The sequence below is a fragment of the Hoyosella altamirensis genome (assembly GCF_014191505.1).
GTDB classification, from domain to species: domain Bacteria; phylum Actinomycetota; class Actinomycetes; order Mycobacteriales; family Mycobacteriaceae; genus Hoyosella; species Hoyosella altamirensis.
This window is the reverse complement of sequence record NZ_JACHWS010000003.1, coordinates 57945-72621: the sequence shown is the minus strand read 5'-3', so window position 1 is coordinate 72621 and position 14677 is coordinate 57945. Positions and strand designations below refer to the sequence as shown.

The following is a 14677-nucleotide window of genomic DNA, read 5'->3' as shown; positions in this document are numbered from 1 at the left end:
AACGATTAACCAAGGAGTTTGGATGGCCGCGAAGCCTCGCATCAAGGACGTTGCAGAACGCGCTGGTGTCTCGGCGGCCACTGTTTCTTTTGTGCTCAATGACGTCGAGGGGGCACGCGTAGCACCGGAAACCCGAGAACGGATCCGGGCTGCTGCGAACGAGCTGGGCTACCGGCCCAACACGGTGGCCCGGGGCCTTCGCACCCAGCGCACCCAGATGATCGGTTTCATCAGTGACGAGATCGCGACCACGCCATTCGCGGGACAGATGATCCAGGGTGCGCACGATGCCGCGCATAAAGCGGGCTATCTGCTTCTGATGATCAACACTGGGCAGAGTGCGGCCGAGCAGCACCTGGCTGCGCAAGCGCTCGTCCAGCGTCAGATCGACGGCGCGATAGTCGCCACCATGTACCACCAGGTGGTGGAGGTACCGGCCGAACTGGCCAGCACCCCCCGCGTCGTCCTCGACGCGAAGCCTCAGAACGATGCCGTGTCCTATGTGGTTCCCGATGAGGCGGGTGGGGCAACCGCAGTCATGGGGGAGCTGATCGCCGCTGGTCATCACCGCATTGGGCATATCACCGACCGGGACGAACCGATTGCTAAAGGCCTGCGTTTACAGGCGTATCGAGAGTCGCTCCGCGAGAACGCACGTCCTGAGGATCCGGCGCTCATCGAAGAAGATGAGCCAAACGCGCATGGTGGCTATAGAGCTGTGCTTCGACTACTCGACTCGACAGACCCGCCCACCGCCGTCTTCTGCTACAACGACCGGATGGCGATGGGCGCGTACCGCGCGGCAGCCGAACGGGGCCTGAAGATCCCCGAAGATCTCTCCGTCGCCGGCTACGACGATCAACAGTTGATATCTGACGCGCTTTCACCCGGTCTCACCACCGCCGCGCTGCCGCACTACCACATGGGAGTGTGGGCCGTAGAGACGCTGCTTGCGACCCTCTCCTCAACGAAACCGATTGAGCCACAAGCTCATTTGATGCCGTGCCCACTAGTCCGGCGCCATTCCATCGCTCCGCCGCACAGCTAGCGCTTCGCGGACACAACACGACGACACATCACCCTGGGGACCTCAGGGTGGGGAAGGAACCGCGATGCGTCAGCGTTACCGGCGACGCCACTCGACGGTCAGATCACGACCACGACAAGCCTTCACAGCCGCGCTCACGACAGCAGCTCTGCTGCTCGCAGGTTGTTCGTCAGCGAACATCCCCGACAGCCGGACAGAAATTGTGATGTGGAATCACGCTGCCGGAAATCCTGAGGAACTCGCGACAATCAGCGAGGTGATCGATGCCTTCAACGCGTCTCAGGATCAGTATTTTGTCCGGCAGGAAGCGTTCCCGCAGCTGGTATACGGAGACGCAATCACCGCAGCAGCACTGACCGGAGATCTTCCGTGCATCGTCGACATCGACGGGCCGATCGTGCCGAACTGGGCTTGGGCCGAATTGTTGCGCCCGCTTGAAATAAGCCAGGAGACACTGGATCAGATGCTCCCGTCCACGCTCGGTGAATACCAGGACGAGACATATTCGGTCGGCTATTACGATGTCGCCCTCGGCATCCATGCGCGGCAGTCGGTCCTTGAACGGTACGGAATCCGCATTCCCAGCATCGAGGAGCCCTGGTCCGGAGAAGAGTTCGACGCGGCCCTCGAAACTATCGCGGCAGGTGGCGAGTTCCGGTATCCGCTCGATCTGGGAACCGGCATCGCTGATGGCGAATGGTGGTCTTACGCCTACTCTCCGTTTCTGCAGAGCTTCGGTGGGGATCAGATTGATCGCGACACCTACCTCACCGCCGAAGGTGCACTGAACGGCCCGGAGGCAGTTGCTTTCGGTGAGTGGTTTCAGAGCCTGTTCACGCGTGGACTCGTCAGTCGGGAGGGAAACCCAGCGCGGCCTGAGTTTTTCGACGGTTCGGTCGCTCTGAGCTGGCAAGGAAGCTGGGAAGCGCTGAAGGCGTACGAAGAGTGGGGCGACGACATGCTCCAGCTTCCGCCGCCGGACTTCGGCGCTGGGCCAGTGATCGGTGGTGCGAGCTGGCAGTGGGGCGTGTCAACCTCATGCGAGGACCCTGCGGGCGCGTTCGAGTATCTCGAGTTCACCCTCCAGCCGCAATACTTAGCGCGGTTCAGCGAAGAGTTGGGCGTGATCCCCGCGACGCAGGCAGCGACGGAGCTGACACCTCAGTTCAGTGAGGACGGACAGTTGAGGCCGGCCGTTGATCTCTCGCGTGAGTTCGCGATGGTTCGGCCGCAAACACCTGCGTACCAAGTGATTTCGAGTGTTTTTGAGAAGACTCTGAAGGACATCATGCATGGCGCCGATGTGGAAGCCGTCTTAAACCGGGCGGTCCGCGACATCGACACCAACATCAGGTCCAACGACGGTTACGGATTCTGACATGGCTACTACACACATCCCGCCTGCTTCAGGCACTCCTGCGACTTCTGCCAACGGCAGTCCAGCGCCGCGACGCCCCTGGCGAGTCCGAGGTGAGGACCAGCGTTCGGCGATGGGGCTCGCCGCCCCGGCGATGTTTTTGCTGTCGCTGTTCCTGATCATCCCGGTCATTCTCGCTTTCGCGATGGCCTTCACGAACATGCGGCTGATCTCGCCGAATCCGCCTCGGTTTCTCGGACTGGACAACTTCGTTCGAGCACTGTTCGAGGATGACGTCTTCCGTGCATCCTTGTTCAACACGTTCTATTTCGCGGCGGTAGTTGTGCCCGTGCAGGCTGGGCTCGGATTGATTCTTGCCCTCCTTGTAAATCAGAAGATTAAGGGCCGCAACATCTTCCGGACGATCTACTTCATCCCAGTCGTGACGTCCATGGTAGTGGTGTCGATCTTGTGGCGCTTCATGTACCAGGAGGACGGGCTGATCAACTCGATGATCAGCACTATCACCGCGGGGGCGGTTGAAGGGACCGCGTGGCTCAGCAACCCCGCGACGGCGATGCCGGCGATCATGGTCCTCTCTGTCTGGCAGGGTGTCGGTTTTCACATGGTCATCTGGCTCGCGGGGCTTCAGACAATTCCTCAGTACCTCTATGAGGCAGCTGAACTCGATGGCACAAACAGGTGGCAACGTTTTCGCTACGTGACCATGCCCGGACTGAAGCCGACAATGGTGTTCGTCCTCGTGACGATCACAATCGCAGCGTTCGCTCTTTTCGTTCAGATCGATGTGATGACGCAAGGCGGTCCGCTCGACTCCACGAGCACCCTCGTTTTTTATGCGGTGCGCAAAGGCTATCGCGAGCAGGAAATGGGCTACGGCGCTGCGATTTCACTGATCTTCTTCTTGCTGGTTCTCGCGGTTTCGCTGATCCAGCGTTACATGACCCGAGATGAGGACTGATCATGGCTACCGCAATCAAGCCTGACACCGACGACAAACGTCCGATCCGCAGAACCTGGCCGCGTTACATACCCATGGTTGTGCTTGCGCTGTTCTTCTTGTTCCCGATCGTGTTCATGTTTGTCTCCGCATTCAAGACCGACTCCGCGATATTCGCCGACCTGCGTTCTCCACGTGCATTCCTGCCCATAGGGGAGTTGTCGTTCGCCAACTTCGTCGGTGTCTTCGACCGAGTGCCCGTGCTGCGATTCCTGTTCAACTCTGTCTTCATCACGACCGCGATTGTCGGGCTGGGACTGATCGTGAACAGCATGTGCGGGTTTGCGCTCTCACGGATGAAATGGCGGGGTCAGAAAATCATATTCGCGATCATTATTGCGACCCTGATCGTCCCGTTCGAGACTGTAGCGATTCCGCTCGTCTACTGGGTTGCACAGCTGCCTTCAGTGGAGTTCAACGGGCTGATGCCGACCTACAGTCAAGGATGGCTGAATACCTACCACGTCCAGATTCTTCCGTTCGTCGCGAACGCGTTCTTCATCTTCCTGTTCGCGCAATACTTCAAATCAATCCCGCGGGAACTGGACGAAGCAGCGCGCGTAGACGGCGCCAGCTGGTTCCAGATTTACTGGAAGCTCATTGTGCCGCTGTCTGGCCCGGTCTTCGCGACCGCGGCGATCTTGACCTTCGTCAGTTCGCCAGGTGCCTGGAACGCCTACCTATGGCCACTGATGGTCGCGCAGCAAGAAGAACTTCGACCCGTCATGGTCGGTATGCAGTACTTCTTCCAGCTCGACACCGCATGGGGCGAGATCATGGCCTACACCTCGATCATCACGCTGCCAGTCCTGCTGCTGTTCCTCTGTTTCCAGCGTGCATTCGTCAACTCGATTGCCTCGACCGGAATGAAAGGCTGATCATGCTCCGTCTTCCTGACCATTGGGTGTGGGACAGCTGGTATGCCCACGACGGTGCCCAGCACCATGCATTCTTCCTCCGCGCTTCGCGCGCACTCATCGACCCGGATCGCCGGCACCTGCGTGCGAGCGTTGGTCACGCTGTGTCGCCTGATCTTCGTCAGTGGACCTTGAAGCCAGATGCGCTGGTCGCCGCGGACTCTCCTGCCTGGGACGACATGGCGACATGGACCGGCTCGGTCATGCAGGCCCCGGGCGGCAAATGGCACATGTATTACACGGGCGTCAGCCGGGCGGAGAGCGGTCTCGTGCAGCGGATAGGTCTTGCGACGTCGGACGACTTGATCACGTGGACTCGTTACGGTGACGTTCCGCTACTCGAGGCAGATCCGCGGTGGTACGAAAAGTACGACGGCACAACGTGGTTTGATGAGGCGTGGCGTGACCCGTGGGTGTTCGCAGATCCAGACGGCGACGGATGGCACATGCTCATCACCGCACGGGCGAACGAGGGTGAGCCCGAGGAACGCGGCGTGATCGGGCACGCACGCAGCGCGGATCTGCTGAACTGGGAGCCGCAGCCGCCGCTCAGCAAACCCGACGGGTTTGGCCAGATGGAGGTGCCGCAGGTCGCCGTCATCGACGGACAGCCCCTGCTGATCTTTTGCTGCAACCCACCAGAACTCGCTCCGCGGCTTCGGGATCCACGGCCGGGAGGCTCGATCTGGGCCGTCGCCGCTGACAGCATCACGGGCCCCTTCGATATCGGACGCGCGCGACCGTTCCCGCACCCGAGTCTGTACGCGGCGCGGCTTGTCCGGAATGACGATCAATGGTCGCTCATCGGATTCCGCGACACCGAGAACGATGCCTTCATCGGGGAACTCACTGACCCCATCCCTGTTCAGTACCTCGACGGCGGACTCACCGCCGTGAGCGACACCCTCTGATTCGAGTAAGGACCCAGCCATGGCTGCAGTTACCTACAACCAGACAACCTGTTTTTACCCCGGCGCGGAGACACCGTCGGTCAATGAGCTCAACCTCGACATCGCAGACGGGGAGTTCCTTGTTCTTGTCGGCCCATCGGGCTGTGGTAAATCGACCACGCTGCGGATGCTTGCGGGTCTCGAGGAAGCGTCGTCAGGCTCAATCCTCATCGGAGATCGGGACGTCACGCATCTCGCTCCGAAGGAACGGGATATCGCGATGGTGTTCCAGAATTATGCGCTTTACCCGCACATGTCGGTCGCCGACAATATGGGATTTGCCTTGAAGATCGCGAAGGCGCCGAAGGCGGAGATTCGCCGCCGGGTAGCTGAGGCCGCAAAGCTCCTGGACCTTGAACAGTTCCTGGAGCGAAAGCCAAAGGCACTGTCAGGCGGGCAGCGGCAGCGAGTCGCCATGGGGCGCGCAATCGTCCGCGAACCCAAGGTCTTCCTGATGGACGAGCCGCTGTCGAATCTGGATGCGAAGCTTCGTGTTTCGACGCGAACCCAAATAGCCGCGTTGCAGCGCAGGCTTGGTGTCACCACCGTATATGTCACCCATGATCAAGTGGAAGCGATGACGATGGGAGACCGGGTCGCCGTCTTGAAGGACGGTGTACTGCAGCAATGTGACACCCCGCGGGCGCTGTACGAGACCCCGCGGAACGCTTTTGTCGCGGGGTTCATCGGTTCACCGGCGATGAACCTGAAAACGCTCCCGCTGACGAGCGAGGGCGTCCGCCTTGGTTCAGAACTGCTCCCTCTGACACCGCAGGTGCGTGCGGCGGTCACCGCCGAAGGAAGCGATTCAGTGACCGTCGGGTTCCGGCCCGAATCTTTCGAGCCCGCTGAAGCGGGAACCGGTGCGTTTGAAGTGTCGGTGAACCTTGTGGAAGAGCTGGGTTCTGAGGCTTTTTGCTACGGCACGCTCGTCGAGACGGACGGAAGCCAGCCTGAAGATGGCGAAGTGATCGCCCGGGTAGATCCCCGGATGCCCCCCGCGAAGGGAGAGCGGATCCGGTTACGGATCCGTCCGGACGAGGTCCATACGTTCTCCGCGAAGACGGGGGAGCGACTGGTCTGACGATAGCCGTCCGTTTGGCAAAGCACACGAGCGTTAAGTATAGTTAACGCTCGTGGCGGAGATCCCGTCACGCAGCACGCTCACCCGGAGGCAACCGTGATCAACGACGTACTCGAATTCAGCAAGAAGATGCAGGACCAGGCGCTGGAGTCTGTGCGCCAGGCTCAGGACCTCTCCGTCAAAGCCGTAGACAGCTGGGCTCAGTCGGCTCAGAAGCTCACCACCCAGCTCAGTGAATTCGGTAAGTCAGCCGGTTTCCGCGAGATCCCTGCGGTCAGTGAGTTCACGAAGCAGTTGCCTTCGGTAGCCGAAATCGCCGAAAACACAAACGTGTTCGCACAGAAGGTAATCGCCGGCCAGCTCGAATTCGCAACTCGAATCGTCGAATCGTCCGCGGCGTTCGTCCCCGCTGCGACCCGGGCCGCCGAGGCGAAAATCGCCACCGTCGCAAGCAAGAAGAGCGCCTGACTAGAGTTCGCCAGAACAGTGGACCGAACCTCACGTGAGGTTCGGTCCACTCGTTCGTTGGCTAGTCCTCGTCGAGGAAGCTGCGGTATACACCGAGCAGCGCTTGCCGTTGTGCCTGACTGAGGCGGCGATCCGCCTTTATCGCAGATTCAGTGTCGGGATAGCAAGGGGCGTCCTGCTCAGGTCCCGGATCTGTCGCGGCACCCTCTGTTGGGGAAAGACCCGCCTGATTGAGTAGTTCTCTCGCAGGAATCTTCAGCGCTTGTGCTATTGACTGCAGAACTTTCAGGGATGGCTGGTGCATGCCGCGTTCGACCTGACTGAGGTAGGCGTTGGATACGCTCGTCAGCTCCGCCATTTCACGCAGCGACAGATGCGCGAGCTGGCGCTGCATCCTGATGAAGCCGCCCAGCGCATCGAGCTGCCGCTTCCACGGGTCACCCAGGGGGGAACCGGAGTCGCCCTGATTCGTCATAGGGCCATTGTGCCCTCACCTGCCCCGCAAGCTCCGTCCCCTGAGTTTCGGGCGCGCCCGGCTCGGTGGAAAATCCTGTGGGTGCACTAGGTTTCTAACCGGATCGTTTCAACGAGGAGGAGTGATACATGGCCGCTGCGGAAGCACGGGTAGCAATTGTCACAGGCGCGGCGCGCGGCATCGGTTCTGCCGTCGCTCAGCGACTGGCGAAAGATGGTCTCGCGGTGGCGGTGGTTGACCTGGATGAAAAATCATGTGAATCGACGGTCACAGCGATCACGAGCGGTGGCGGCCGCGCGATCGCCGTCGGCGCTGACGTATCCGACGAAGTAGCGGTGCAACAGGCCGTGGAGCGGATCGCCGCCGAATTGGGTTCGCCGACAGTCCTCGTCAACAATGCGGGGATCCTTCGCGACAATCTCCTTTTCAAAATGACCGTGAGCGACTGGGACGCTGTGATGAGTGTCCACCTGCGCGGCGCGTTCCTTATGACCAAGGCCGCACAGAAGCACATGGTCGACGCGGGTTTCGGCCGGGTGGTTAACCTGTCGAGTACGTCAGCACTCGGTAACCGTGGCCAGGCGAACTATTCCGCGGCGAAAGCAGGAATGCAGGGATTCACGAAAACTCTCGCGATTGAACTCGGCAAGTTCGGTGTGACCGCGAACGCCATTGCCCCAGGTTTCATCGCGACAGAAATGACAGCGGCGACCGCGGCGCGGGTGGGAATGGACTTCGACGAGTTCAAGAAACTCTCCGCGAAGGAAATCCCGGTCGGCCGCGTTGGTGTGCCCGATGACATCGCGCACACTGCTTCCTTCCTCGTGAGTGAAGGCGCAGGCTTCGTGTCCGGTCAGGTCATCTACGTTGCTGGTGGCCCCAAGGACTAGCGGGCGTGAACCTCGTCCTATGCCATCAAGAGGCGAATCAGTACCCTATGCGGTATGACGATGCGTGATTTCGCGGACGCAGTTCCCTTCAGTAAGGGACACGGAACCGAGAACGATTTCATCATCTTGCGCGACACTGATGTTCGTCTTGACCTGACAGTCGGTCGCACAGCCGCGCTCTGCGACCGTCAGCGGGGTCTGGGAGCGGACGGCGTCCTCAGGGTCGCCCGTGCGGGTGACCTTGCTGAGAAGCGCGTGCTGAGTCAACTCCCCGCTGGGGTGGCGCCGGATGACTGGTTCATGGACTACAGAAACGCTGACGGGTCGATCGCTGAAATGTGCGGGAATGGTGTGCGCGTCTTTGCGCACTATCTCCGCACTTCAGGCCTCGAAACAAGGACAGAATTCACGGTTGGCAGCCGCGCGGGCGCGCGCCCCGTCATTGTGCATCAAGCGGGCGCCTACCTGGGTGAAGTGACAGTCGAGATGGGTCCCGTTACGTCGCTCGGGCAGACCGAAGCGACCCTCAGCGGACGTACCTTCACGGGACTGGGAATCGACGTGGGAAATCCACATCTCGCCTGTGTCGACGACACATTGACCACAGAATCGCTCGAGCAGCTGGATATCTCGGACCCGGTGTTCGACAAATCGTTCTTTCCACGCGGAGTCAATATTGAAATCCTGACCGCATTGCGGAACGGAGTTGTCGAAATGCGGGTAAATGAGCGTGGTGTTGGTGAAACACGCTCATGCGGAACCGGCACCGTGGCTGCTGCGGCTGCTGCGCTCGCTGCGGCCGGAGAATCCACCGGAAGTGTCGTGGTGCGGATCCCGGGCGGCGAAGTAACAGTCACGATAACTGCCGTGTCATCGTTTCTGAGGGGACCCTCGGTTCTTGTCGCAACAGGAGAAATCGCAGGTCAGTGGTGGGATGCCATGGGGATAGCTGAGAAGAAAGAAGTCGGTGCCGTCGCCGCACAGGCAACCTAGAGCGAAACTCGATCGCCCATTGTCACGAACCCCCGTATCATAGGTGACAAGGACTGAAAAAGTCGCATCAGAACCTGGGGAAGGTGACCGCGCGTTTGCGGCAATCAACGAATTCATTAGGACATAACGGTTTCACGCCGGACGACGGCGCGATCGAACTCAACGGTGATCCGCTCGCGGAATCTGGGGGACAAACGAACGACGCCCGCACCGGCGTCTCCGTTGGTGAGCTCCAACTCGAAGACCGCTCGTCGCTGCGGCGCGTTGCGGGTCTGTCCACCGAGCTCACCGACATCACAGAAGTCGAATATCGGCAGCTACGGCTCGAAAAAGTCGTGCTCGCTGGAGTATGGACGCAAGGCACATCGGCCCAGGCTGAAGCAAGTCTTCGGGAACTGGCAGCACTCGCGGAAACAGCGGGTTCCGCCGTTCTCGACGGCGTCATCCAGCGACGTGACAAGCCGGACGCGGCGACCTACCTGGGCTCGGGCAAAGCCGCGGAACTCAGGGAGATCGTGCTCTCGACCGGCGCCGATACCGTGATCTGCGATGGTGAGCTCACCCCTGCGCAGCTCACGGCGCTGGAGAAGATCGTCAAGGTCAAGGTGATCGACCGTACGGCTCTGATTCTCGATATCTTCGCTCAGCACGCGACTTCACGTGAAGGCAAAGCTCAGGTGACGCTTGCGCAGATGGAATACATGCTGCCGAGGCTGCGCGGCTGGGGCGAGGCGCTTTCGCGGCAGGCTGGCGGGCGCGCCGGCAGTAACGGCGGCGTAGGTTTGCGCGGACCGGGTGAAACGAAGATCGAAACCGACCGTCGCCGGATCCGAGAGCGCATGGCGAAGCTCAAGCGAGAGATCAGGGCGATGAAGAGTGCACGGGATACCAAACGCGCGCGTCGTCAGCGCAACCAAGTTCCGTCGGTAGCGATTGTCGGATACACGAACGCCGGCAAATCGAGCCTGCTCAACGCATTGACCGGCGCGGGAGTTCTGGTTCAGAACGCGCTGTTCGCGACACTCGATCCGACTACCAGGCGCGCATCGCTGGAGGACGGGCGAGAGTATGTGCTGACTGACACCGTCGGTTTTGTGCGGCACCTTCCTACCCAGCTCGTCGAAGCCTTCAGGTCGACACTTGAGGAAGTGACGGACGCCGACGTACTGATGCACGTCGTCGATGGCTCTGATGAGTTCCCGCTCGGGCAGATCAAGGCCGTACGCGAAGTGATCAATGAGGTTGTCGAAGAGCAGGGCACGCCCCCTCCTCCTGAGCTGCTGGTGATTAACAAGACAGATGCCGCGGACCCGATGGCGCTTGCGCAGCTACGACGGGCACTGCCTGAGGCGGTATTCGTCTCTGCGCATTCTGGTGCAGGGCTAACCGCGTTGCGGGAGCAGCTCGCTGACAGGCTCGCTCGCAAAGATGTAGAGGTGCTCGTCGAAGTGCCATACGCACGTGGAGAGCTCGTCGCCCGAATCCACACAGAAGGAACGGTGACCGGCGAAACGCACGAGGCTGAAGGCACCCGGATTCGAGCGCACGTACCGTACTCACTCGCGGCGAGCCTGCAGGAGTTCGCACTCTAGCGGATGCGCCATGATCCCGACCGGCCCAGCTACCGGCGCTCACGCATTGTGGGCGCCGGTATTGCTGCTGCGATCGTGGGGAGTCTCCTCGCCTCACCGGCGGGGGCGCAGGAAACCGACAGCCCGCCGGGTGCGGAACCGCTTTGCGTGCCCGTCGATCGTGAACTCGAGGAGCTCTCGGGCCTCATCGTGGCTGACGGGGTGGTGTACGCCATCCCGGACGGGGGTAGCAGCGTTGCCGTGGCCGAGCTCGCGAACGTGCTCGCTGGCGACTGTACGGTGACGAGATGGCTGCGCAACGAGCTGAATCCGTTTGACCCCGAAGACTTGACCGTGCGAGGCGACAACCTGTGGATAGCGGATGTCGGAGACAACCGTGCGGCGCGCGAAACAATCGCCCTGATCAGCATGAACCGCAACGATGGCAGCGCGGTGCTCCATCGCTTGCGGTACCCCGACCGTGCCCGTGACGCAGAAACCATCCTGCTTGACCGCGCGGGGATGGCGATCATCGTGACGAAAGGCGTCGGTGTCGGAGAGGTGTACGTACCAGAAGGTGGCACATCTGTTGACGACCTCCCCTCACCTGGGCCAATTGACCTCGTGAAGGCGGGGGAACTGACGTTTCCGATGACAGAAACCCCGGGTGGCCCAATCGGACAATTCGGCTCAGTCCTTGCCACTGGCGGCGCGGTGAATGCCGAAGGCACGATCGCAGCCGTGCGAACGTACACCGACATCTACTTTTACGCGGACGAAGACGGCGACCTGCTCGAGGCACTCACTCGAGACCCTGTCGTCCTGCCGATCCCGAATGAACCACAAGGGGAGGCGATCGCCTTTACCGCTGACGGGGATCTGCTCACCGCGTCGGAGTTAGGCTTTCCCATTACCGGCGATCCCGAACGTCCGCCGGCTGCGAATGAACCACTGCCGCCGATCCAGATCCTTCGTGGCGTTGAGGACTATGTGTGGTCGCAAGTTGCGCAGCGTGCCGCTGCGCCGGAACCCGCTGATGACGTGGCGGTGCCGCCGCCCTCAGACCCAGCGGGTGCAGGCACCGTGGCAGAGCCACCGCCAGACGACGACGCGCTGGACAGTTTCGGTGCGCGCGTCGCGGCAGTGGGGGTGGGGCTGTTTGTCTCCGTGCTGATTGCTGGTGCGACAGTTCTTTGGTGGAGGCGAAAGTAGCTCGTACTCAGAGCTTTCGGATCACGGACACGACCTTGCCGAGCACCGTTGCATCATCGCCCGCTATCGGCTCGAAGATCGGGTTCTGCGGCAGCAGCCATACGTGATCTTTCGTTCGTTTGAAAGTCTTGACCGTCGCTTCGCCGTCGATCATGGCCGCGACAATGTCGCCGTTCACCGCGTCTTCCTGCTGACGCACAACCACCCAGTCACCATCGCAGATAGCCGCTTCGATCATGGACTCGCCGACGACCTTCAGCAGAAAATGGGAACCCTGGCCCACCAGTTCGGAGGGGAGGGGAAACACATCATCAATCTGCTGCTCTGCCAGAATCGGCCCGCCTGCAGCGATTCGTCCCACCACAGGGACGTACACCGGGGTTACTGTGTGGCCGCCAAAGCTGCCAACCTCGTGCGAGGCGCGTCCGCCGCTTCCGAACGCCTGAGTGCTGCTGCTCGAGGAACTGTCGTCGTCGGACCCTCGCACATCTACGGCACGGGGACGATGCGGATCTCGCCGCAGGTAGCCTTTGCGCTCGAGCGCCCGGAGTTGATGCGTCACCGACGAGGTTGAGGTCAGCCCGACCGCTTCCCCGATCTCGCGCACACTTGGGGGATAACCACGCTCCATCACGGATGCACGTATGACAGTGAGGACCTCGCGCTGCCGCGCGGTCAACGGCTGAAGTGCGTTCTCCGCCTCAGGCTCTGGTGTCCGTGTGCTCCGGCGAGCGCTCATGTTGATGACTCCTCCTGGCCGTCAGTCCACCGCTGACAGTGCCACGTGTGACTGGTGTTGACCTTAGTCAACACTCAACGATTTTCCAAACACCTGTTCGACTGTTTCGGTAGTTCGAGCAAAACTTGTCAGAGTCGCGTGATATCAATCGAACGTGCGATCGAGCCAAACGCATGTTCGATTAACCGGGCATCGTCGAGAGCACAACCTGTGGTCCGCGTGGGTGGGCCCGAATCGAGTGGAGGTTGTTATGAGCGTCCGGTTTGCTCCCGCTGACAACACGGGAAACCTCAGCGCCCGCTACAGTTCTCCGGCCCCATGCATGCGGTCGGGGTTTTCCAGCGTCAGCCGCGCGCGTAGCGGGGTGAGAGCTTCGAACCTCCAACTCGATCGCGACCAGACAGTGGACTGGGGCAGCCGTCGCGAAGGATCTGTGCCCCGCCGCCGCAGAACGCAGCGGGAGACGTGGCGGCGCCCGAGCCGTCCCGGGCCGCGTTACCGTGAGGTGCATGGCCGTCCTGGCTGTGCGCCAGCGAGACGCGGGCGGTCACGTCCGCAATCACGCGAAGACACGCTCGTGCTGAGGCTCATGTTCGCGGCCGTAGTCGCCGCAATGTGTGCGGTTCCGTTGTGGGGCCTGGTTTTCTCTCCTTCCACCGGTGGTCTTCCAGACGCTGTACCCGGGAGTGTCGGCGTCGTGACAGTGAATCAAGGCGAGTCCCTGAGTGACGTCGCTCGACGCGTGGCCCCCGCAATGCCAATGGAGGTATCGGTAGCGAGCATCCGCGATCTCAACGGCCTGAGGAACTCCATGGTGTCGCCTGGACAATCTCTCCTTGCCCCCATCGTTCCGTGCAGCGGGGAATGTGCGGCGGAGCCCGCACAATGAGTGCACTGCCCGAGCACGACGGTGATGATGCGCTGCTGCGCCTGCCCGATTTGACCGCACTTGCGGCGACGCGCCCGAGCGCATACTTTCGGAAAGGAAAGCACTCGGAGCGGGCAGCGAGGCCCGAATTTATCTATCTGTCCTACAGTGCTAAAGAAGTGGGTGGTTGGCGGCTCGACCCTCCGGCGGGGAGGATAGGGGAAGCGTTTCGGCCACCGACCCCGAGCGGTACCCAGTTCGTAAACCGCGAAGCTGGGTGTGAGCGAGGAGAAGATATGCGTTGTCCATTCTGCAAATCCGCGAGTTCGCGCGTAGTCGACTCGCGGGAAGCAGACGAGGGACAAGCAATTCGCCGCCGGCGATCCTGCACTGAATGTGGCCGTCGGTTCACGACGGTCGAGACTGCCGTGCTGGCGGTACTGAAGCGCAGCGGTGTCACCGAACCATTTAGTCGGGAGAAGGTCGTTCGTGGGGTGCGCTCCGCATGCCAGGGCCGACAGGTGGACGATGATGCTCTGAACAAGCTTGCACAGCAGGTCGAAGACACCGTCCGTGCGTCAGGAGCAGCCGAGGTACCCAGTCATGAAATCGGGCTGGCAATCCTCGGGCCGCTGCGCGACCTCGACGAAGTGGCCTATCTGCGCTTCGCCTCGGTTTATCGGTCATTCAGCTCCGCTGATGACTTCGAGAAAGAAATAGAAGACCTTCGAGAGCACCGCGAGAAACAAAAAACGCCGCAGGGTTGACCCCTGCGGCAAGGTGGCAAGACTTCACCCCTGGGGTGGCTGCTTTTCGGCACGATATTTGCGGAGTATAGGTGCATCACCTTCCTCTAATAGGAGCAGCCATGAGCCGTACACAAGCCGTCCTGACCGTCGTTATTGCAGGGGCAGCCTTAATGCTAGGAGCGGCCGGTGCGGCAACCGCACTTAATCCGCAGCCGCTGCCGCCCTCAGGCATGGCGATCTACACGCAACAGTCGAGTAGCTCATTCGGGAGCGCCGTCAGTTTGAACCCGCAGCCGCTGCCGCCCCGTACCTGGTACAGTCTCGGCTATTAATCG

The 14677-nt window shown here is 61.1% G+C and carries 16 protein-coding genes; 13 read left to right on the top strand and 3 right to left on the bottom strand.

Annotated features, from left to right (window positions below; all coding sequences use genetic code 11):
- Positions 1-22: 22 nt before the first annotated feature.
- The 7 genes from FHU29_RS14420 (at position 23) to FHU29_RS14390 (ending at position 6845) form a co-directional block, all read left to right on the top strand.
- Positions 23-1048 carry a LacI family DNA-binding transcriptional regulator gene (locus FHU29_RS14420; RefSeq protein WP_064440423.1) on the top strand — a complete coding sequence of 342 codons (1026 nt, stop codon included), beginning with the start codon at positions 23-25 and terminating at the stop codon, positions 1046-1048.
- Between the two features lie 64 nt (positions 1049-1112).
- Positions 1113-2426 carry an extracellular solute-binding protein gene (locus FHU29_RS14415; RefSeq protein WP_064440422.1) on the top strand — a complete coding sequence of 438 codons (1314 nt, stop codon included), beginning with the start codon at positions 1113-1115 and terminating at the stop codon, positions 2424-2426.
- A 1-nt stretch (position 2427) separates the two neighbouring features.
- A complete protein-coding gene (locus FHU29_RS14410) occupies positions 2428-3387 on the top strand; it encodes a carbohydrate ABC transporter permease (protein WP_083962326.1) in 960 nt (319 codons plus the stop codon).
- A gap of 2 nt (positions 3388-3389) precedes the next feature.
- The gene (locus FHU29_RS14405) at positions 3390-4304 is read left to right on the top strand and encodes a carbohydrate ABC transporter permease (RefSeq protein ID WP_064440420.1); all 915 of its coding nucleotides are present in this window, start codon (positions 3390-3392) and stop codon (positions 4302-4304) included.
- A gap of 2 nt (positions 4305-4306) precedes the next feature.
- Positions 4307-5254, top strand: a complete 948-nt coding sequence (locus FHU29_RS14400; RefSeq protein WP_064440419.1) for a glycoside hydrolase family protein — start codon at positions 4307-4309, stop codon at positions 5252-5254.
- A 19-nt stretch (positions 5255-5273) separates the two neighbouring features.
- A complete protein-coding gene (locus FHU29_RS14395; RefSeq protein ID WP_064440418.1) occupies positions 5274-6377 on the top strand; it encodes an ABC transporter ATP-binding protein in 1104 nt (367 codons plus the stop codon).
- Positions 6378-6473: 96 nt separating this feature from the next.
- Entirely contained in the window at positions 6474-6845 is a 372-nt protein-coding gene (locus FHU29_RS14390) for a hypothetical protein (RefSeq protein ID WP_083962325.1), read from the top strand.
- Positions 6846-6906: 61 nt separating this feature from the next.
- Here FHU29_RS14390 and FHU29_RS14385 read toward each other — a convergent pair whose 3' ends face one another.
- Positions 6907-7320, bottom strand: coding sequence for a helix-turn-helix domain-containing protein (locus FHU29_RS14385; protein WP_064440417.1), 414 nt, complete (start codon positions 7318-7320; stop codon positions 6907-6909).
- A 128-nt stretch (positions 7321-7448) separates the two neighbouring features.
- Here FHU29_RS14385 and FHU29_RS14380 point away from each other — a divergent pair, with 128 nt between their 5' ends.
- The 4 genes from FHU29_RS14380 to FHU29_RS14365 all read left to right on the top strand — a co-directional run bounded on the left by FHU29_RS14380 (position 7449) and on the right by FHU29_RS14365 (position 11986).
- Positions 7449-8210 (top strand): SDR family oxidoreductase, encoded by a 762-nt coding sequence (locus tag FHU29_RS14380; protein WP_064440416.1) that lies wholly within the window; start codon positions 7449-7451, stop codon positions 8208-8210.
- 54 nt (positions 8211-8264) lie between these two features.
- A complete protein-coding gene (dapF, locus tag FHU29_RS14375; RefSeq protein WP_083962324.1) occupies positions 8265-9203 on the top strand; it encodes a diaminopimelate epimerase in 939 nt (312 codons plus the stop codon).
- Between the two features lie 152 nt (positions 9204-9355).
- Positions 9356-10795, top strand: a complete 1440-nt coding sequence (gene hflX / locus FHU29_RS14370; protein ID WP_064440578.1) for a GTPase HflX — start codon at positions 9356-9358, stop codon at positions 10793-10795.
- 3 nt (positions 10796-10798) lie between these two features.
- Positions 10799-11986: a hypothetical protein gene (locus FHU29_RS14365; protein WP_064440415.1), complete on the top strand. Its 1188-nt coding sequence runs from the start codon at positions 10799-10801 to the stop codon at positions 11984-11986.
- Positions 11987-11993: 7 nt separating this feature from the next.
- Here FHU29_RS14365 and lexA read toward each other — a convergent pair whose 3' ends face one another.
- Together lexA and FHU29_RS23290 are read right to left on the bottom strand one after the other, a co-directional pair.
- On the bottom strand, positions 11994-12725 hold the full coding sequence (gene lexA / locus FHU29_RS14360; RefSeq protein WP_064440414.1) for a transcriptional repressor LexA: 732 nt from the start codon (positions 12723-12725) through the stop codon (positions 11994-11996).
- A gap of 344 nt (positions 12726-13069) precedes the next feature.
- A complete protein-coding gene (locus FHU29_RS23290; protein WP_260152730.1) occupies positions 13070-13288 on the bottom strand; it encodes a hypothetical protein in 219 nt (72 codons plus the stop codon).
- A gap of 601 nt (positions 13289-13889) precedes the next feature.
- Here FHU29_RS23290 and nrdR point away from each other — a divergent pair.
- Positions 13890-14360, top strand: a complete 471-nt coding sequence (nrdR, locus tag FHU29_RS14350) for a transcriptional regulator NrdR (RefSeq protein ID WP_064440577.1) — start codon at positions 13890-13892, stop codon at positions 14358-14360.
- 101 nt (positions 14361-14461) lie between these two features.
- On the top strand, positions 14462-14674 hold the full coding sequence (locus tag FHU29_RS14345) for a hypothetical protein (protein WP_157095108.1): 213 nt from the start codon (positions 14462-14464) through the stop codon (positions 14672-14674).
- The last annotated feature ends 3 nt before the right edge of the window (positions 14675-14677 follow it).

Excerpts from the sequence above, each read along its gene's own strand:
- FHU29_RS14420 (WP_064440423.1), top strand. The coding sequence starts at position 23 with ATGGCCGCGAAGCCTCGCATCAAGGACGTTGCAGAACGCGCTGGTGTC.
- FHU29_RS14415 (WP_064440422.1), top strand. The coding sequence starts at position 1,113 with ATGCGTCAGCGTTACCGGCGACGCCACTCGACGGTCAGATCACGACCA.
- FHU29_RS14410 (WP_083962326.1), top strand. The coding sequence starts at position 2,428 with ATGGCTACTACACACATCCCGCCTGCTTCAGGCACTCCTGCGACTTCT.
- FHU29_RS14405 (WP_064440420.1), top strand. The coding sequence starts at position 3,390 with ATGGCTACCGCAATCAAGCCTGACACCGACGACAAACGTCCGATCCGC.
- FHU29_RS14400 (WP_064440419.1), top strand. The coding sequence starts at position 4,307 with ATGCTCCGTCTTCCTGACCATTGGGTGTGGGACAGCTGGTATGCCCAC.
- FHU29_RS14395 (WP_064440418.1), top strand. The coding sequence starts at position 5,274 with ATGGCTGCAGTTACCTACAACCAGACAACCTGTTTTTACCCCGGCGCG.
- FHU29_RS14385 (WP_064440417.1), bottom strand. The coding sequence starts at position 7,320 with ATGACGAATCAGGGCGACTCCGGTTCCCCCCTGGGTGACCCGTGGAAG.
- FHU29_RS14380 (WP_064440416.1), top strand. The coding sequence starts at position 7,449 with ATGGCCGCTGCGGAAGCACGGGTAGCAATTGTCACAGGCGCGGCGCGC.
- dapF (WP_083962324.1), top strand. The coding sequence starts at position 8,265 with ATGACGATGCGTGATTTCGCGGACGCAGTTCCCTTCAGTAAGGGACAC.
- FHU29_RS14365 (WP_064440415.1), top strand. The coding sequence starts at position 10,799 with ATGCGCCATGATCCCGACCGGCCCAGCTACCGGCGCTCACGCATTGTG.
- lexA (WP_064440414.1), bottom strand. The coding sequence starts at position 12,725 with ATGAGCGCTCGCCGGAGCACACGGACACCAGAGCCTGAGGCGGAGAAC.
- nrdR (WP_064440577.1), top strand. The coding sequence starts at position 13,890 with ATGCGTTGTCCATTCTGCAAATCCGCGAGTTCGCGCGTAGTCGACTCG.
- FHU29_RS14345 (WP_157095108.1), top strand. The coding sequence starts at position 14,462 with ATGAGCCGTACACAAGCCGTCCTGACCGTCGTTATTGCAGGGGCAGCC.